We start from the raw sequence: 18,216 nt of genomic DNA on the forward strand, positions 1-18,216 counted from the left end.
GTCGGTCCAACGCGGAACCCGGACTTCAGCCGCGCCGTCCCTGCGTCGCGAGAATCAGATCGCCTTTTCATTCGATCGGCCTGCTATCTTACGGGGGCCAACGCCGGCACTGGCGGGACAGACGCTTCAACCCGAGTGCCCGTAGCCGAAGCGCCGGGCGCCTCGTCCGAGACCCGGTCCCAAAGCTGTTGGTCCGGCGCGAGCCCCGTCGCGCCCCGGACGTCGACGCTCCGGCCCTCGGGACTATACTCCCGCCGCTCATGGACTACGTCGGCCGCATCTATCGTCCCCCGAGCGAGGCACACAGCCTGCTCTTGCAAGTGACCGTGGGCTGCAGCCACAACCGCTGCAGCTACTGCGACATGTATCGGGACAAGCAGTTCCGCGCCAAGCCCAAGGAGCTGATAGAGCAAGACCTACGGGAGGCCGCGGCCCTCGGCCCACGCTTCGAGCGCGTGTTCCTGTGCGACGGCGACGCGTTGATCCTGAGCACGCAGCGGTTGCTCGACGTGCTCGAAGGCATTCGGCGCGAGCTTCCCTGGGTGAAGCGCGTGGGCGTGTATGGCGACACCCGCAGCGTGGGGAAGAAGAGCGTGGAAGAGCTCTCGGCCCTCCGACAAGCCGGTCTGGGCATCGTGTATCACGGCGTGGAATCCGGGGACGACGAGGTGCTGGCGCTCATCGACAAGGGCGGCACTCGCGCCGAGTGTGTGGAGACGGCGGACAAGCTCAGGGCGGCCGGTCTCGTGCACTCTGTGATGGTGCTGCTCGGCGTCGGCGGACAGCGTCTGAGCGCGCAGCACGCCGAGAACACCGCCAGCCTGCTCACGCGCATGGATCCGCCCTACGTGGGCGCCCTCACCACCACGGTGGTGCCGGGGACGCCGCTCTCCGCATTGGAAGAGAGTGGGGAGTTTTCGTTGCCGGACAAGTTCTCGCTGCTCACGGAGCTCCGTACCATCGTCGCCAAGAGTGATTTCACGCGCTGCCGCTTCTCGGCCAACCACGCGTCGAACTATCTCCCCATCCGGGCAGATCTCCCCGAGCACAAGCAAGAGCTGCTCCGCGTGCTCGATACCGTGCTCACCAAGCAGGACGAAGGCTTGCTCAAGCCGGAATGGATGCGAGGCCTGTGATGAAGACGACCGCCCTTTGGACCACGGTGCTCGCGGTCGCCTGCGCTTCGCCCCCCGCCACCCAGGCACCACCGGCCACGCCGGCTCCCGCGCGTGCGGCGACGGCGGAGCAGCCGCAGGGTCACCACGGTCATCACGGCCACTCTTCACCGACGGCGAACCACCGCTTCCAGGATCCCGATCGTTGGTCCAAGGTGTTCGACGATCCCGAACGCGACGCGTGGCAGAAGCCCGACGCCGTGGTGGCTGCACTGAGCTTGAACCCCGCCAGCGTGGTGGCGGACTTGGGCGCTGGAACCGGCTATTTTTCCATTCGCATCGCCCGCAAGGTCCCGGAGGGCAAGGTCTTCGCCGTGGACATCGAGCCCAAGATGGTGGCCCATGTGGAGGAACGCGCGCGCCACGAGAGCTTGACCAACGTCGCGGGCATCGTCGCCACACCGAACGATCCCAAGCTACCCGCCGGCGTGGACGTCGTGCTGGTCGTCGACACCTATCACCACATCGAAGATCGCACGCCGTACTTCGAAAAAGTGAAGGCGAAGCTCTCCCCCGGCGGGCGCGTAGTGATAGTCGATTTCAAGAAGGGCGATCTTCCCGTCGGCCCGCCGGATGCACACAAGATCGCACCCACCATGGTGCAGCGCGAGATGAAGGCCGCTGGTTATCAGCAGTGTCGCGAGTGGAACGAGCTGCCGTATCAGTACGTGCTCTTCTTCGGCAGAACCTGCGATCCATCATGAGAGCTTGCTGGCCCGAGGGCCAGTCGTTGAAACCCGCCTGCGAGTAGTCCACGAATTTCGTGGGTACGCTGGGATGGGCGTGGAGGTGTCGCTCCACGTCACTCCTTCTCTTGCAGGAGGTTTCTTCGAAATGATGACACGAACGCTTGCTCTCTGCGTCGCCTCGGCGGCGCTCTTGGCCTTCGCTCCCGCCTGCGGCTCGGACGACGGCGGCGGCAGCGGTGGCTCCGCGGGCTCCACGGGCGGCGCGGCTGGCAGCAACACCGGCGGCATGGCGGGCGGTAACACCGGCGGCATGGCGGGCGGTAATACCGGAGGCATGGCCGGCGGCAACACTGGCGGCATGGCTGGTATGGCCGGCAGCAACACCGGCGGCATGGCCGGCATGGCGGGTTCTGGCGGCACGGCGGGCATGGCCGGTTCGGGTGGCATGGCCGGCGCTGCGGGTGCTGCGGGCTCAGGCGGCGCTGCGGGCGGCGCGGCGTTCTGGCCGGCCAACTACGCGAGCTACGACGCCAACTGCACGCCGACCAAGAACCACAACCACAACTCCCAGCTCACTCAGAACTGCATGAACTGCCACACAGGCAACGGCGGCACTCCGAAGTTCACCTTCGGCGGCCGCGTGTACCAGACAGGCGGCAGCACCGGCGCTGCGAAGGTGGAGATCGGCGTCAAGGACGGCACGACGTTCTACTACGCGTGCTCCGACAACCAAGGGAAGTTCTTCTACGAGTCGAACACCGCCACCGTGAATTGGGCGACCGCGGAGATCCACATGCGGAACGCCAACGGCGAGACGAACATGAAGAACGCCGCACCCAACGGCGGCTGCAATGCGTCGAACTGCCACGGCAACACGATGAAGCTCATCGAGCCGTGATTCGCGCCTGAAGACGAGCGCGTCGGGAGCCGTGCTCTCGGCGCGCTTCGTCATTTTTGTGTATCTTGAGGAGATGCGTCGCCTCGCCGTGCTCTTGGCCCTCGGTCTGCTCTCTGCTTGCAGCTCCTCGGAAGACGGCTCTGGTTCCGGCGGTAGCGCCGGCACCAGTGGCGCAGGCGGTGCCGCGGGTAGCGCAGGAAGCGGCGGCATCTCGGGAGCAGCGGGCGCGAGCGGCTCCGGTGGTAGCGCCGGGAGCGACGCGGGAACGCCGCGCCCGTACCGCTTGGGCCTCACCACGTTTCCCTACGACACCACGCAAGCTGCCGTGGATTACGTGTATGCGAAGGTCGCCGAGGACGCGGACCTGTTCACCGTCCACACCACCGAGGGCGTGCCCTGGGTGGAAGCGCTGGAGCAGAAACCCGTGGAGCAGATGGGCAGCTCCATCGTCGCCAAGTGGACCAAGATGAAGGCCGCGGTGACGCCCAGCCAGAAGCTGTACTTGGCTCTCACTCCGCTGGACGACGGCCGCGCGAAGCTCGCCGACTACTGGGGCAGCGCGGAGCACATGCCGCTGCCCGGCAGCTGGGCCACCGCCAGCTTCGACTCGGCCGACGTGAAGAGCGCGTATCTCCAGACCTGCCGCGCCGCGATCGACTTCTTTCATCCGGACTATCTCGCCATCGGTATCGAGGTGAACCTGCTGCGCAAGAACAACCCCGCCGCGTGGAGCGCCTACGTCGATCTGCACAAGGCAACGTACACGGCGCTGAAAGCCGAGAATCCGGCTCTTCCGATCTTCGTCACCATGACCGGCGTGGACCTGTTGGACGGCTGGACCGACGCGGATCACGGCGAGCAGATGGCGGCCCTCGCCGACGTGCTGCCCTACTCCGACTACCTGGGCATCTCCTTCTATCCGTTCATGTCCAAGTACCTGACGGATCCCTACCCCGCCTCCACCTGGAGCGATCTCGCTTCTCTCGCGGGCGGCAAGCCGCTGGTCATCGGCGAGAGCGGCTACCCGGCCCAGGCCTTTTCGATCCCGAGCTACAGCCTCTCCTTCGACGGGACGGAGGCGAAGCAGAACGCATTCGTCAGCGACATGCTGGCCGCCGCCGAGAGCCAGCCGATGCCCTTCGTGGTGAACTTTTTGGTGCGCGACTACGACGCGCTGTGGGCGACGTTGCCGCCCGGGCCGGTGCAGGACAACGGCAGCGTGTGGCGAGACACGGGTTTGTACGACGAAAACGGCAGCGAGCGCTCGGCCCTGGCCACCTGGAAGAGCGCCCTCGCTCGCGCGGCAAAGTGACTCACCGGGGCGCGGCGTGCACGTGTCCGACGTGCCGCTCCAGAAACCCGTAGGTGTGGCTCCAGCACTTCTTCGCGTTCGGCCGAAACACCAGCGCGTGGAACGCATGGAGCTCACCCGGGTAGTAGCGTGCCTCGCACGGCGTCCCCATCCGTTCCAGCGCGGCGGCCAACCTGCGGGTGTCGTCCATCAGCGGGTCCTTGGTCCCGCACGGGGCAAAGAACGCGGGCAACGGGCGGTCCGGCCTGCGGCCCTCCTCCAAGACCAGCAGCGGATCCGCGAGCTCCCGCGTTTCCTCGGGAACGCGCGAGAGGTCTCCCAGGTAGCTGTCGCTCACCTCGTGCAAACGGTCCTCGATGAACGACTTCATGTGCGGCCAGCGGCGCTTGAAGCGCTCCACACCGGAAACCTGCAAGATGCCACAGGCCGCCACCACCGCTCTCGGGGAGATCCCGGAGTCGAACAGCTCCCGCGCCCAGGGCTCGGGGCGACGATAGCTCGTCACCAACGAAAGCGACGTGACCAGATTCGCCCCCGCGCTCTCCCCCGCCAGCACCAGCCGCTCGGGATCCCCACCGTAGCGCGCGGCGTTGTCCCGAACCCAAGCAAGCGCTGCCCCCGCGTCTTCCACCGCCGCCGGGAAAGGGTGCCGCGGCGCCAGGCGATAGCTGATGTTGAACACCAAGTAGCCCCGGCGCGCGTACGCGAGCCCCATGATCCAGTGGGTCTCCTTGCTCAGGATGCGAAACCCACCGCCGTGCACGTACAGCACCACCGGCGCCTGGCTGAGCTCGCCTCGACGGATCCCCGCCGGGCGGTACACGTCCAAGCGATGCTCACCGAGGCCCGTGTCGCGATAGGGCACGTCTTCCAGCACTTCCACGTCGTGCCGGTGGGGCTGCGCATGCGGATGCAGCTTGCCGGCCCGCGAGATGCCGCGAAAGAAGTTGTCGACCAGGAGGGCGCCGGTCTGGCGCCGGAGCTTCCCCGAAAGCCCCGTCAGCGAGCGATCCGTGCGCGGGCCCATCAACGAGAGTCTACCTCATGTCGGTCCGGCGCGACGCCCGTCCCGGACGGAGCTCGCGCCGCACCAACACCCTACTCGGAAACCTTCATCCACACGGCGGTCTGCTCGCCTTCGTAAGCGCGCTCGCCTTCATGGGTGAACGCGAAGGCATAGCGCACGAAGTGCCGCTCCTTGCCCAGCCGGAGCTTGGGAGCCGTGAGCTCGCACTCCATGGGCGTTCCCGGCGGCACCAGCTTGCGGAACGAACCCTTGTGAATGTGCGTACCGTAGCCGATCCAGCCCTCACGGTGACGCAGACCGAGCACGTAGTAGGCGTGCACGAAGCCGAGCATTCCGGTGGCGTGGATCATGGCGGCGCCGGCTACGTGGCGCGGATGACGCAGCTCGTGGGCCCGCTGCTGATCCGTGAACGGGATCGGGCGATCGGTCGGCATGCGACAGCGCACGCGATGTTCCGCGGGATCGATGGAGAGGATCTGATCGAAGAGCAACACCGACGGGTCGTACGGGAGATCCGCCAGGAACTCTTCGTCGAAGGGCGTCGGCTCGGTGATGATGAGGCTCATGCTTCTCCTGCAACGTGCACGACGACGCGCCGCGTGTGCCGCCGCGCGCGGTGCTCCCACAAGTACAATCCCTGCCAGGTGCCGAGCGCCAAGCGGCCGTCCATGACGGGGATGCTCTCCGAGGTACGCGTGAGCGCCGAGCGGGCATGGGCGGGCATGTCGTCCGCACCCTCGGCGTCGTGCTCCCAGCGCCGCGACTCCGGCGCCAGCTCCCCCATCCAGCGGGCGAGATCCCGAAGTACTGCCGGATCGGCGTTCTCCTGAATCACCAGGCTGGCCGAGGTGTGCTGCACGAACACGGTGCACAAGCCGGTTTTCACGCCGCTTCGCCGCACCACGTCCGCCACTTCTCGGGTGATGTCGGAGAAACCCTGGCCTCCCGAAGAGACCTCCAAGGTCACCTGAAGTACCGCCACGGCGTCGACCTATGCGATCATTTGCGACCGAAAGCCAGACCCTTCGCCGAACCCACCATGCGACAGCGCGCTCGAGAGCTCCGGCAGGCCACCGCTAGCCGTGCCCATGCCTTCTTCGGGGCCGGGCCGCTCAGGCGGGGGGCGTACGCGCTGTGGCGGGGCCTGAGGCGCCATCACGTGAGCCGTGCGGCGAGCGCCATGGCGTTCAACTTGTTTCTGGCTTCCATCCCCATGATGGCCTTCGCCGGGTGGCTCATCGCGCAGGTGCTGCGCCAAAGCCCGGAAGCGCTGAGCTCCATGTCGCTGCTCTTGGATCTCACGCCCACGGAGATGCACAACATCATCCTGCGACACGTCGGGCGCTTCAGCGCCGGCGCCGTCGCCCCCTTCGCGCTGGCGGGCACGCTGTGGCTCGCCGCCAGCGCATTCCACACCTTGATGAGCGTGTTCGAGACAATGGTGCACGCGCGGCGACGCGCGTGGTGGAGCAAGCGGCTCATCGCCATGGCCTGTGTGGTGGCGACCATCGGCATGTTCGTCGGTACCGGTGCCATCGCCGTGATCGCTGCCGGCGGCCCCTCGGCGATCCTCGATCGCCTGGAAGCCGGGCAGAGCTTCGGACCGCCGCTGGGTCACGCGCTGGCGCTGGCGGTGCTGTTGCTCGGGGCCACGACCGCGCTGGCCGGCTTCTTCCGCATCGCCGTGCTGCGCCCCGGGGTGCAGCGGCGGGTGTGGCCCGGCGCGTTCCTCACCATGGGGATTGGCGGCTCGGCCTCGTACTTGTTCGTGGTGTACGCCAAGGAGCTCGCGCGCTTTGCGCTGTTCTACGGTGGTCTCGCAGCCGTGGCGATCGCGCTGTTCTGGCTCTGGATCTGGTGCGCCGCCCTGCTGGTGGGCGCCGAGCTGAACGCTCAGCTCGAAGGCCGCGAGGACCGCCCCTTGAGCCGCGTTCTGCCCTGAGGCGTGCTCTCAGCCGCCGTCCGTCGCGGTGAGCACGCACACGCCGAAACCCTTCGGCAGGTACGACACACTTTGGCACTTGCCGCTGCCACACTCCGCTGCCGCCGAGTCCGTGGAGCAGATCTTGATGCAGGTCTTCTTTTCCAGGGAGCACACGTGGCCCGGCGCACAGGGGCACGCCTCTCCGGCCTGGCCCGTGCCGGGCTGGACGCAGCTGGTGGTGCCGTCGGAGCTCACCACTGTGCAGGCCGTGCCCTCCTTGCACTTGCATTGCTTGTTGGGCGGACAGGGGTAGGGCTCGTCCAAGCTGCAGTCGTCGGCTTGGATGCACACCGGAACCATTTGCGGCGTCGCGCCCATGGAGTCGTCGCGAAGACCGCGCTCCGCGCAGTACGTTCCCGACTCACACGCGCTCGCTCCGCTGCAGCAGAAGGGCCGGCACTGGGCGGCGCTGCCCTCGCCGACACACGCGAACCCCGGAGCGCAGTCCGACGACGAGACGCACGGCGCCGCCGTGCCGCCGGTCCCGGCGGGAGCGCACTCGGTGACGGGCTCGCCGGCGTCGCGCTTCACGAAGCAGCCCGCCGCGGGCGCAGGGCCGGCCTCGCTCACGCCGGCGCCGGCGTCGGCGCCCGCCATGGGCGGCGGCAACCCCGCCTCCGCGGAGGCTTGACCCGCGCCAGCGTCCCCCGACGGCCCGCCGCCATCGGCGAATCCACCGACACAGGAGTAGGGGTCGTCCGGCAAGCAGCCGCTGCCGCACAGAGGATTGATGGTCGGAGGACCGGCTTCAGTGCCGCTATCGGGCACGGGCACGTCCGCCGAGATCTGGTCCTTACCCGCGTCCGTCGGTGTGCACGCCGGGCCGTAGCAGCCTGCATCCGTGGAGGCGCCCTCTTCCGCGATGGATGCACACCCGACGGCGACGCCTAGAGCGACGAACAGCGCGGGAGCAGCTTGGATCAGGCGACGCATGACTGGCAGGGCCAACGGAAAACTTAGCACCTCTGGGAGGTAGAGCACACGTCGTGCCGAACGGAAAAGATCGCGGAATCCTTGAACAAGCCCGCCCCTCTGGCGCGAGCCGGAAGAGGCGGGTGTGGCAGCGGTGTCGCGGTGGCGGTGGTGGACGACCCAGGCGTGGGCGCGCGCTACTTCAGGGCCAGGTTCCGAACCACGAAGTTATTGCCCTTGTCGTACACACGCACGGCGATGATCACGGGACCCTTGGGCGTGAAGCTCGACACGTCCGCGTCGAAGTCCTCCGCCTGCTGGTCGAAGATGCCGTCCTTGGGGAAGAATGGATACCACTCGTCCGTGCCCGCCACGGCAATCTCGATGCGCTTGATGGGGCCCACGCCGTCGATCGCCCGGCCGTGGATCTTGCGACCCTGGGCACCGAGGTTTTCGATGCGCGGCGCGGTGTTGTCCACCAGCACCACGCCGCTCTCGAGCTCGTGCTTGCGCACGCGATCGGGCGGATTGGACAGCTCGTCGGAGGCGACCACGCGCACGCGGTACTCGCCCTCCGGCAGATCCGAGGTGTCCCAGGAGTAGCTCTCCTTGGTGAGCTTCTCCGTGGGCTTGAGCATGTCGTACCAGGTGGTGGTACCGACCAGACGATACTGCACGCGGAAGCGCAGCTCGTCCTTGTCCGGGTTCTCCACCTTCCACTTCAGCTCCACCTTGCTCTCGGGCTTCTTGTCGATGGGGCTGCCGCTCTTGTGCACGGCGTCCTTGGAGCTGGACGACGACTTGCTGGAGCTGCCGGTGGTCACCTCGGTGATGGTGGCGCGCAAATTGTCGGTGAGGAAGGGAACGCTCACTTCGCTCAGCACCGCATCCGGATCCCGGCTCCAGCGGGCACGCACCTGAAAGAAGCGCCCTTCCGGACTTTGTACCTTGCCCGGCGCCGTTGCGCCGTTGCTCCAGGCGCTCCAGGTGTCGTCCGGCTCCTCCGTGTTGCCGGTGCGCGTGGAAAGCTCCAAGGTCCCGGTGGAGCGCCAGCTCATGATGCCGAAGCGGGCGCGCAGCCCGGCGTCCAGCACCTTGCTGGTCCACACTGCGTCCGGACCACCCACGCCCCGTACCGGGTGCAGCACCGCCGGATCGCTGGATGCGATGTACCGGCTCTTGCCGGACAGCGCCAGCGCGGTGACTTGACGCTCTTCCGTGTCCGCCACCAGGACGGCGTTGTGGGCGTCGTCCACCGTGTACACGCGACCTTCCACGCCGGTGCCCACGTAGGGCTTGCCGTCGTCCGCCACCGCCAGGCTCACGTAGTGTTCGTCCTTGTCGTCCAGCAGCTGGTCCGGCGAGCCATCCGGCTCGAAGCGGTACAGCGTGCCCTTGCCCTTCGTCTTGGGCGGCTTGGGCACCGGGCCGGCAACGTCCTTGGACGAACCGCTGCGCTTGGACGGCGCGTAGCTACCGGTCTTGATCTCGTTGGCGATGGCGTACACCTCGCCCTTCTTGCCGATGGCGATGGCACGCACCTCGGTGCGCCCGAAGTCGTACAGCACCGTCGCCCGGCCGGGGCCGGTGATCTTGTACAGCTTGGCCTTGTCGCTGGCGCCCGCGTAGACGGTGCCATCCGGCGCCACCGCGACGCTCATCAGGTGCTGCTCCGGAGCATCGAAGTACACCTGCGCCTGTCCGCCCGCGGTGATGCGGTAGAGCTTGCCGTTCGGACCGGTGGCCGCGAACACGGCGTTGCTCTTCTTGTCGAAGGCGACCTGCCACACGTGCTCGCTGTCCTTGAGGGTGGCCAGATCCGAGACCTTGCCGCGCTCGTACTTCATCACCTTGCCGTCGGGCAGGGTGCCCAGCACCACGGTGCCGCCCCAGGCTTCCGCCAGCGAAGTGACGATCAGCGACTTGGTCTCCGCCGCAACGCTGACCTTGGCGCCCTTCACCTCGAGCAGCTTGCCGTCGTTGCCGGTGCCGAGCAGCACCGAGCCGTCCGCCCGCGGTAGCACTGCCCAGATGGCGGTACCCTCCGTGACCGGCGTGCTGCCCAGGTTCAGACCGGCACGCACGCGGCCGATGGAATCGACGGCCACCCCTTTGAGGTCGCCCCCTTTGAAGTCGTCGCCCACGTCGAGGACGAAGCGGCGTGTGCCGACGGCCCCGGCGTCCGACGCCGCCGCAAGCCCGAGCAGAACCACCCCGAGGCCGAGCACGGCCTGACCAAAGCGCTGTTGGATCATCGAAAATCTACCTGGAAGAACTTGACTGGCTCTGAGCTGTTTTGAAAGAAACGCGGGGCTTACCGCAACACCGGCTTGACGTCGACGTCCAGTCGGTCCGTGCCGACCATGAACTCCCCGAGCGGCACCACCACTCGGGTCTCGTTCTTGAAGGGTTCCGGAGCCACCGAGGCAGTGGTGGGACGAATGGTGTCCATGGCGCCGGCCGGGAGATTCTTCACCACGTGGCCCTTGAAGGCCACGGCGCCGTCTCCCGCGGAGTAGGTCACCACGATGCTCTTGATGGGGTAGGTCGCGTCTTCCATGTTGCGGATGAGCGCGTCCAGGTTCTCGGCGTCCGCCTTCTCTTTCTTCTCCGTGTAGCCCGGCGTGATTTCGAGCTGCACGGTCTTGCCGGCGAGGTGCGCCGGAAGCGGAACCGTGATGACGCGGGTCTGCGTCTTGCCCGCGTAGGGCACCAGCGTGAGCCGAATGCGCGCAGGCTGCCCGGCCTGCACCTCGGAGTCGAGGAGCTCCGCTCCGCGCAGACGAAGGATGTCCCGCGTGTAGCGCAGCTCGATCTCCATGTTCGCGCTCTCGACCAACGCCGGCTCCCAGGGGTTGTTCATGATCGCGCCCACGGCGCGGACCAAGCTGGAACGCACGAAGTCGTTCGGATCCGGAGTGCCGCCGATGGCGACGCCGTAGTCCTCCAACGTGATGCTGCCGTGCCCCTTGATCTTGAGGGTGCTCTTGGCGGTCCAGCTCACGTCCTGCCGCTCCGCAGCGGTCGCCTGCAGCGCGCTGCCGAGCGCGATGGACATGAACGAGGGCGTCATGAACTTCTCGTGCGCGACCTCGAAATCCCAGTCCGAGTAGGGCGCGCCCTTCACGCCCTTGATGTGCAGGTGCACCGGAATCACCGGCGCCCGGGCGGAATGGCTCACCACGATGGCAGCCAGGCGATCGTTCACCAGAGCGCCCACCGGCCGGACCGGCATGCCGATCTTGAACGAGCGCATGTCGCTGGCCAAAAACCAGAGCACCTTGCCCACGGCCGTGGGCAGCGCCGTGACGCCGGACTGCATCATGGGGTGACCGAAGGCGACCAATTTGTCCCCTTCCACCCGCGTCACGGTGCCGAGCCCCATGGCGCTCATGTCGCCGCGGATCAGCTGTACGCCGATGGCGCCGCCGTCTTCGTAGCGGGTGGGGGCATTCGGCTCCACGCCACCTCCGCCGCCGGCCTGCAGCGGCTCGAGGCCGAGCGGCGAGAGCAGGTCCTTGGCCATCGCGATGGAGCTCGCGCTCATGCCACCGATCAAGAGCGGCGTGGCCACGGGAGTGACGGGGCTCGACTTGCCGGGCAGGCGCACCGCCTTGGCCTTGGCGATCTGCTTGCCGTGCTTGCGAACGTCGTAGTCTTCCAGGCGCCCGGCGTAGCGGTTCTGGGAGCGTGCCGAGCTCTTGGCCTGCTTCTGCCCCTTGGGCAGCACGTGCAGCGGCCAGCCGTCTATCGTGGCGGGCAGCGGTCGCGCCAACTCGTCGAGCATGTTGCGGATCGGCGTGACGCCGGCCACCGGCTCCGCGCCGAAGGTCCAACCATACGCATAGGCGCCGATCATCTTGCCGTTCAGGTAGATGGGGCTACCGCTCATGCCGGCCACGACCTTGGCCACCTCCAGCCGCGGATGCTTCGTCTTGATCAGGATGAGCTCTTGGCGCGGCTGGAAGTTCTTCAGTACGTCGATCACTTCGACGTCGAACTTCTCCGGCTTGGTGCCTTCGAAGACGGTGAGACCGTAGCCCTTCATGCCCGGCTTGATGTCTTTCACGGACATCACGTTGGAGCGGTTGGCGATGCCTTCCGCGCGGGCAGCTCCGATGAAGGGAAGTGGGGCGAGGATGCCCGTGAGGGCGGCGGCGACGACGAGACTGGTTGTGGGACGCACGGGGGGCCGAGTCTAGCAGGGGGCCACGAGAGGTCCGCCAAAAGCGGCAGAGCTTTCCGGGGCGACCAAGGAGCGGACAATCTGGGGCCGGATTTCGTTCCGGAAAAGCCCCCGACGGCAGGCCACGGGGCTTCGCGGCCCCGGCACGGGCGCTATGATGGCCCCCGTGGACTTCGTGCTCCTCGCCAGCCTGGTCGGCTCTTTCGCGCTGCTCGTGACGGTGCACGTGGCCCTGATTGCCGGCCTCACCGCCCGCCACCCCCGCTGGCGCGGCGCCGTCGCTTTCCTGGTGCCGCCCCTGGCCCCCTACTGGGGAATGGAAGAGGGCATGAAGCGCCGAGCCGCGCTGTGGCTGGTCGCGCTGTGCGTGTACGTCGTGGCGCGCATCGCCGTGTCCTTCTGAGCGGTCACTTGCGCTCGGGATGCAGCTCCGTCAGGGGCTTCACCTTGTCGAAGGCTTCCTGCACCCAGCGGTCCCGCACCTTCCGGGCCAGCTCCTCGTGGTCGCGCCAGGGAACCGCCATCGCATAGATGAAGCAGGCGTCCGGGTAAGCCGGGATCGCCGCCCAGGCGGCGGAGAACTTCTTTCGAGAGAATGCCGTGTCCACGTAGCCATCCACGGACTTCACGATGATGGGCTTGCCACGCCAGGCGGTCTCGTGTCCACGGATGGGAGTGAGCTTGACCTCGTACCCGCGCATTTGCGGCCGCGCCCAGGATTCGAAGTGGCGCATGCAAGTGTCTGCGTCCGTAGGCGAGCCCTTGGGAACGTCCAACACGAAACCGATGGCCACCACATGGTGATCGTCGCCGTAACGGAAGCCCACGAAGTGGCTCACGCCCCAGTAGCGCACGCGCTTCCAGTGCTCCCAGTCCGGCAGCGGCAACAGGATCTGATCGTCCTTGTCGTTGCGCTCGCCCCAGGGCTGGGACAGCTGCCGGGTGAGGGCGGCCCAGTGCGCGTCGTGGGCGTCGCCCCCGGGTTCCGCGACCGACACCGATTTGGGCGTGGGGGGCACCCCCGGCGGCTGGGTCTGGGTGGACGAGCCGCAGCCGACGAGACCGAAGCCCAAGAGACACAGCAGCAAAGTCCGCCCCAGGGGCATGCGGATTGGACGAGACACGCCTGGAAATGATGCGGGATGCCGCCCCCCCGAGCAACGATTCCCGCGACTTCTCCCAGTATTTGGCCGGGCGTGGGGCCGATTTTCACCAGCCGGGAACTTCCGTGGAACGCGACTGTCTGCACCCTGACGGCTGGCGGAACCTGGAGGATGACGATGCGATTCGGACCGGAAGTGCTCGATGTCGATCTGTACGCAGTGCTGAAGGTCCGAGATACCGCTACTTCCGAAGAAATCCGCCGCGCATACCGGCGCCTCGTCGCCCAAAGCCATCCGGATCTCAACCGCCACCAAGAAGCCGAAGCACAGACCGCGCGTCTCAACGTCGCCGCCGGCGTGCTGCTCGATGCCCACCGCCGCGCCGCCTACGATCGCCATCGTCGTCACGTGCGCCGGGACCAGAGCGAAAGAGCCAACCCGCGCCGCGTTGCGCGCCCTCGGGGTCCCGCGGATTGGGTGCAGCCGCCCAAGCAGCACCGCTCACGCCTGAGCGGCGAGCTCCGTGCGCTGCTCGAGTCGATCCACCCTTGGCCCGCGCGCCCCCTGAGCGAGCTCGACGGCGCGCTCCGCCGCTGGCCGCCGCGCCGTCACGGCGTGGTGCTGGCCATCGCCGCCGTCATCGCGCTGGGCCTCATCGCCCAGAGCCGACCGCGGTCGCTCACGGTGCTGTGCGGAGCAGACTGCCCGCCGCAACCCATCAGCGCGGCGCATTTGTAGATTCCTCGGGGACTTGTTCTACTCCGCAACGTGCCCACCTGCTGGCGCTGCGCGCGACACTGATCCTGCCAAAGACCGCCCTGCCGCGTTCGCCCCCTTGGATTAGTCCGGGTTGGCGTCGAGGGCGGCGCCGGTGTCTGGGGGGCCGGCACCGGCGTCTGCGGGGCCGCCCCCGCAGTACGTGGTCTCGAGGCCGAGCTCCGCGCCGGCAACACAGCCCGCTCCAGGAGCGGGATCGACGACCCCGCAGATCCCGTCGGTCCGGCAGCATCCCGGATGCGAATCCCATTCAGGGCAGGTGGCGTCGAGCGGCGCGCTCGGCTCGGCGCTGACGCAGTCCGGCTCTCCAGCGTACTTGCCGGAGACTCCGCAACGTCCATCAACAGTGCAGCAATACGCCTTGGGTGCCGTTGCCGCGGGCGGAAGCGGACATACCCCACGGGTGCGTGAGGCAACCGTGCTCGCAATGCGTCACGACGCCATCGCAGTACGTATCATTGTTGAGCTGCTCGATCAGGTCGTCGCCAGTGCAGTACTGGTAGATGCTGCACAAAGTGCAGTCGTCGCCCCGGGAGTCACTGCCTCCCGTCCCAAGCTCGGGTGGGGCGGCGCTGGACGAGACGTCGTCCTGCGAAGATGACCCGCAGCCCACCCATTGGAGGCCGAGGGTCATCACTGCCAGCACGGACCATCGCTGTCGCACGGGCCCAAAACCGTGCAGCTTCCATGCCCGCGGATTCGTGCCGGACTGTGCCAGGCCCTACTCGACGGATTGGCCCTCGACCCGTGCTCCTCGAGATCCGGCGCGGCCGGACAGCGCCGACACGCCGCTCAGGATCGTCTCGAGCACCAGCAGCGCGCCCAGCGCCAAGAGCCAGAACAGGTGTACGAAGGTCACGCCGCCGCCGTGCATGCTGCCCATGGCGTTCAACACGAACCAGCCCGCGAACGGCAGGAGGGCGACCATGGGCAGGACGAAGAACCAACGCGGACGCTGTCGCAAGAACGGGCAGGTCACCGCCATCAACACGGCCAGCTCGACCAAGCTCACTGCGAGCCACCACAGACTACCGTCGCCATTGTGGCCGTAGGCGCGGGTCCCGGTGAGCGTCGGATCGTAGGGGTCAGACCGCCAATCGACGAGCATCCAGGCCGCGAACCCGAGCCACACGACGATCGGCAGGGCGCTCCGCCCCAGCGCGACGGACAGCGGCATTTTCGCGGAGCTCGACGCCATGTTCCTGACAACGGCGTCCGCAGCCGGAGCTTACAGCCGGCTCTCTGCCGCAGACGCAGCAGCGCCCTCCTTGTTTGTCGGGACGGCGCGGAACCGAGCGCGAGGGTGGTTCCGCGGCGGACCGACAAGAATTCGTAGAGGCCCTCCCTGGGCGATATCAGATCTCGTAGGTCTTGAGGCGGATCTGGTTCAAGTCCGCCACGCCGAGACCGAGCTCGCCGGCAGTCTGGATGTAGCGCGGCTCGCGCTTGGACTCCTTCAAGCTCTTGATGTTGCGCTTCTTGCGCTCGGCGTCGATCACCTGCCAGCCGACCACGTCGTGGGCCACGGGATCCGTGGACACGTACACGGCGCCGTGCGGGATGCGGGTGTTGGGATCCTTGTCCAGCGGCCCGCGGTCGTAGGTGATCTTGAAGGCGTCCGTGATGTGCAGGCGCACGCGGCTGGTCACGATGGGGTGGTTGTACAGCATCGCGATCTGCGGGCTGGCCTGGTGCGCGTGGTGATCGTGCGGGTTGTTCACGTTGCCGTGGGTGATGTTCTTGAGGCACCCGGTGTAGCCGCAGATCGAGTGGTCCTTCATCATGGACATGTCGATCACCGCCGTCGCGTCCAGGAGCATCTTGCTGTAGCGCGTGGGAATGCCCTGGTAGATGCGCACGTCCTGCATCGGGTGGTTCTTGTTGTTGTGCGTCGCGGTCTGCACGCCGTCGGGCAGCTTCCACTGGCGCACGTTGATGCGACAGCCCATGAGGTACGTGGGGTACTGCTCGTACACCATGATGTTCTCGGGCTTCACGCCGAGCTTGATGAGCCCTTCCACCACGGGCAGCACGGTCTCGTAGTTGGTGGCCTGGGTGTAGCCCTTCTGTCCGGCGATGCCGTTGGGCTTGACGGCCACGATGTCGTCCTTGTGGATGAACTTGCCGAGCGCCTCCACGATGTTGGGCGCGCCGGTGAACTCCATCAGCGCCTTCTCCACCAGGCGCTTGGCGACGTCCGCCTTGGGCCACAGCAGGTTGGGCTGCATGATCGACTTGAAGTCGCCCTTGGCGGCCACCTTCACGACCTTGCCGGGCGCTGCCATGGGCACGAAGCCCTTGGGACGCTTGGCGGTCAGATCTTCGGCCTTGGGGAGCCCTTCGGCGAAGGCGGGGAGCGCGCGACCGAGCGTGGCCGCAGCTCCGGCGACGGCGGCGCTGCCGAGCAGGGCGCGGCGCGAGAGCTCCGAGGGCGAGGACGAGCGATCGGACATGGTTCCTCCAGTCGTGTTGACCGAAATCAGGGGGTAACATGCAGCCTGCGACCCCGCAAACAACCCGCAAACGCGGCGCCGCACCGGGACTGGGGACAATCTTCCGGGATATCGAGGGGTTGGCTCACGGCTCCGGGGTCGCTGCGCGGAACACCCAGAAGCCCGCCAGCGCCAGGGCCAGGAGCTCGAGCCCGGTGCCCCACAAGAAGCGCCCGCGATCGAAGGGGAAGCGGATCGCGATCTGAACGATGCCGTCCTGCAGGTTGCCGTGGGGGTAACGCTGCCGGTGCTCGTTCCGGCGCTCCGCCGCGAGCACGCAGGCTTCCCCCGTCTCGAGCTTCGGTCCTTCCACGTTGTCGTGGATCGGCAGCTGATCGAGATCGATGTACTCGCCATCGACGCCCGTAGCGGTCTCGCACACCGGCCACGCGTCGATGCTCTGGCTGCGCGCGGTCGCTACTTCCGCGAGGGAGACCAGCGTGTACGCCCCCGCGATCCCTGCCAGCAAGAGAAACACCAAGCGTGCCGCGTAGGGCCGACTGCTCAGCGTTCGGTGCAACAACAGTGAACCCACGACTGCCACGGCGAGCAGCACCCAGGGCCAGGCGTGGCGCCCGGCCACCACGTGGTGCCAGCTGGCGTCCCACAGCGGCAGCACCGTGAGGGACAGGGCCACCAAGATCACCGCCGCCAGCCGACGTCCGGGGCTGGTGGGTTCGGGAGGATGTCGGTCCGCCGCGGAATCATCGCGAACGGACGGCGCGGGCGGCTCCGGTTCCGGCTCTTCTTCCGCCGGCTCCGGTTCTTCCGGTTCCTCCGCGGGCGGCGCTACCGGCTCTGCTTCCGGCTCTGCTTCCGCCGGCGCTTTTGGCTCCTTCTCCTCGAAGGGCGCAAGCGCGGCGCGCACCTGGCTCAAGGTCTGCACCAACAGCAGCGCCAAGGCGAGCTGGATGGACGTGAGCAGGGCCCGGTACAGCCACGGGTGCTCGAGCTGCAGCGCCGGCGGCGCGTGGGAGAGCACGCGCCACAGCGGGATCAGCGAATCAATGGCGGCGAGCGCCATCAGCGCGCCTCCCCGCAAGGACGACAGCGGCGCCTTGGCAAAGCGTGCGAGACGAATCAGGGCCAGCGCCAGGCCCACGAGGGCCACGATGCGCGCCAGCGCCAACAGCACCCAGTAGCTCTGCACCGTGGCCTCGGAAGCGGTGCGCGCTTCGTCCGTCGCCAAGTTGCTGAGCAAGAGCACGAGCGTGAGCACGGCGCTGGCACCAAAGCCCAGGGTCGCCGCCAGCGACGGCCCCAGAGCTCGGGTCTGGGGCGGGACCCGCGTGACGCGCAGCGCGCCCACGGTGAGCGGCAACGAGAGCACCACGTAGATCGCCAGGTACGCCAGGTTGGCGAACAAGAGCGCCAGCAGCATGCCGGCCTTCTCTTCGGTGGCCACGGAAGACACCTGCAGGAGGTGCGTCGAGTACAGCTGCGCCGCCACGCTCACCAGGGTGAGCACCACCCAGGTGCGGGCCAGGAGCCGAAGGCCACGCCGCGCGATGCGAACGCTCGCCTCGCGCACCAGCGCCGCCTGTCGTTCACCCGGCATGGGCGCCCATCATGGCCGAAGCCGACCCCAGCTGGCGATCGCCGCCGGCGAACCGCCGTTTCGCCAGGTGGCTGAGGGCATTTTTGCCGTGTTTCTTGGGCCT

General features: G+C 67.5%; 18 protein-coding genes. 7 read left to right on the forward strand and 11 right to left on the reverse strand.

What is annotated here, in order from left to right; genetic code table 11:
• Positions 1–260 precede the first annotated feature (260 nt).
• From H6717_17355 to H6717_17370, 4 genes are all read left to right on the forward strand, one after another.
• Positions 261–1,136 (forward strand): radical SAM protein, encoded by an 876-nt coding sequence (locus H6717_17355; protein ID MCB9578800.1) that lies wholly within the window; start codon positions 261–263, stop codon positions 1,134–1,136.
• Positions 1,136–1,879: a class I SAM-dependent methyltransferase gene (locus H6717_17360; GenBank protein MCB9578801.1), complete on the forward strand. Its 744-nt coding sequence runs from the start codon at positions 1,136–1,138 to the stop codon at positions 1,877–1,879. The genes H6717_17355 and H6717_17360 overlap by 1 nt, the downstream gene beginning before the upstream one ends.
• 130 nt (positions 1,880–2,009) lie before the next feature.
• A complete protein-coding gene (locus H6717_17365; protein MCB9578802.1) occupies positions 2,010–2,762 on the forward strand; it encodes a hypothetical protein in 753 nt (250 codons plus the stop codon).
• Between the two features lie 73 nt (positions 2,763–2,835).
• Positions 2,836–4,074, forward strand: a complete 1,239-nt coding sequence (locus H6717_17370) for a hypothetical protein (protein ID MCB9578803.1) — start codon at positions 2,836–2,838, stop codon at positions 4,072–4,074.
• A 1-nt stretch (position 4,075) separates the two neighbouring features.
• Here H6717_17370 and H6717_17375 read toward each other — a convergent pair whose 3' ends face one another.
• The 3 genes from H6717_17375 to H6717_17385 all read right to left on the reverse strand — a co-directional run bounded on the left by H6717_17375 (position 4,076) and on the right by H6717_17385 (position 6,083).
• Positions 4,076–5,101, reverse strand: coding sequence for an alpha/beta hydrolase (locus H6717_17375; protein ID MCB9578804.1), 1,026 nt, complete (start codon positions 5,099–5,101; stop codon positions 4,076–4,078).
• Positions 5,102–5,172: 71 nt separating this feature from the next.
• A complete protein-coding gene (locus H6717_17380; protein MCB9578805.1) occupies positions 5,173–5,667 on the reverse strand; it encodes a hypothetical protein in 495 nt (164 codons plus the stop codon).
• Positions 5,664–6,083 (reverse strand): YjbQ family protein, encoded by a 420-nt coding sequence (locus H6717_17385; GenBank protein MCB9578806.1) that lies wholly within the window; start codon positions 6,081–6,083, stop codon positions 5,664–5,666. The genes H6717_17380 and H6717_17385 overlap by 4 nt, the downstream gene beginning before the upstream one ends.
• A 177-nt stretch (positions 6,084–6,260) precedes the next feature.
• Here H6717_17385 and H6717_17390 point away from each other — a divergent pair, with 177 nt between their 5' ends.
• The gene (locus tag H6717_17390) at positions 6,261–7,043 is read left to right on the forward strand and encodes a YihY/virulence factor BrkB family protein (protein ID MCB9578807.1); all 783 of its coding nucleotides are present in this window, start codon (positions 6,261–6,263) and stop codon (positions 7,041–7,043) included.
• A 9-nt stretch (positions 7,044–7,052) separates the two neighbouring features.
• On the opposite strand, the gene H6717_17395 is transcribed toward H6717_17390, so the two are convergent.
• From H6717_17395 to H6717_17405, 3 genes are all read right to left on the reverse strand, one after another.
• On the reverse strand, positions 7,053–8,018 hold the full coding sequence (locus H6717_17395; protein MCB9578808.1) for a hypothetical protein: 966 nt from the start codon (positions 8,016–8,018) through the stop codon (positions 7,053–7,055).
• A 176-nt stretch (positions 8,019–8,194) separates the two neighbouring features.
• Positions 8,195–10,252, reverse strand: a complete 2,058-nt coding sequence (locus tag H6717_17400; protein ID MCB9578809.1) for a WD40 repeat domain-containing protein — start codon at positions 10,250–10,252, stop codon at positions 8,195–8,197.
• A gap of 59 nt (positions 10,253–10,311) precedes the next feature.
• Positions 10,312–12,183: a hypothetical protein gene (locus tag H6717_17405; GenBank protein MCB9578810.1), complete on the reverse strand. Its 1,872-nt coding sequence runs from the start codon at positions 12,181–12,183 to the stop codon at positions 10,312–10,314.
• Between the two features lie 157 nt (positions 12,184–12,340).
• On the opposite strand from H6717_17405, the gene H6717_17410 reads away from it, so the two are divergent.
• Positions 12,341–12,586: a hypothetical protein gene (locus H6717_17410; protein MCB9578811.1), complete on the forward strand. Its 246-nt coding sequence runs from the start codon at positions 12,341–12,343 to the stop codon at positions 12,584–12,586.
• A gap of 4 nt (positions 12,587–12,590) precedes the next feature.
• Here H6717_17410 and H6717_17415 read toward each other — a convergent pair whose 3' ends face one another.
• On the reverse strand, positions 12,591–13,307 hold the full coding sequence (locus H6717_17415) for a hypothetical protein (GenBank protein ID MCB9578812.1): 717 nt from the start codon (positions 13,305–13,307) through the stop codon (positions 12,591–12,593).
• 150 nt (positions 13,308–13,457) lie between these two features.
• Between H6717_17415 and H6717_17420 the strand changes: the two genes are divergently transcribed.
• Positions 13,458–14,024: a J domain-containing protein gene (locus tag H6717_17420; protein MCB9578813.1), complete on the forward strand. Its 567-nt coding sequence runs from the start codon at positions 13,458–13,460 to the stop codon at positions 14,022–14,024.
• Positions 14,025–14,403: 379 nt separating this feature from the next.
• Here the strand turns inward: H6717_17420 and H6717_17425 are convergent, their stop codons facing one another.
• The 4 genes from H6717_17425 to H6717_17440 all read right to left on the reverse strand — a co-directional run bounded on the left by H6717_17425 (position 14,404) and on the right by H6717_17440 (position 18,113).
• Entirely contained in the window at positions 14,404–14,727 is a 324-nt protein-coding gene (locus H6717_17425) for a hypothetical protein (GenBank protein MCB9578814.1), read from the reverse strand.
• A gap of 57 nt (positions 14,728–14,784) precedes the next feature.
• Complete coding sequence (locus tag H6717_17430; GenBank protein ID MCB9578815.1) at positions 14,785–15,240, reverse strand: hypothetical protein; 456 nt, start codon at positions 15,238–15,240, stop codon at positions 14,785–14,787.
• 178 nt (positions 15,241–15,418) lie between these two features.
• Complete coding sequence (locus tag H6717_17435; protein ID MCB9578816.1) at positions 15,419–16,516, reverse strand: DUF362 domain-containing protein; 1,098 nt, start codon at positions 16,514–16,516, stop codon at positions 15,419–15,421.
• A 124-nt stretch (positions 16,517–16,640) separates the two neighbouring features.
• A complete protein-coding gene (locus tag H6717_17440) occupies positions 16,641–18,113 on the reverse strand; it encodes a hypothetical protein (protein MCB9578817.1) in 1,473 nt (490 codons plus the stop codon).
• Between the last annotated feature and the right edge of the window lie 103 nt (positions 18,114–18,216).

Source organism: Polyangiaceae bacterium (assembly GCA_020633235.1).
Lineage (GTDB): Bacteria > Myxococcota_A > Polyangia > Polyangiales > Polyangiaceae > JACKEA01.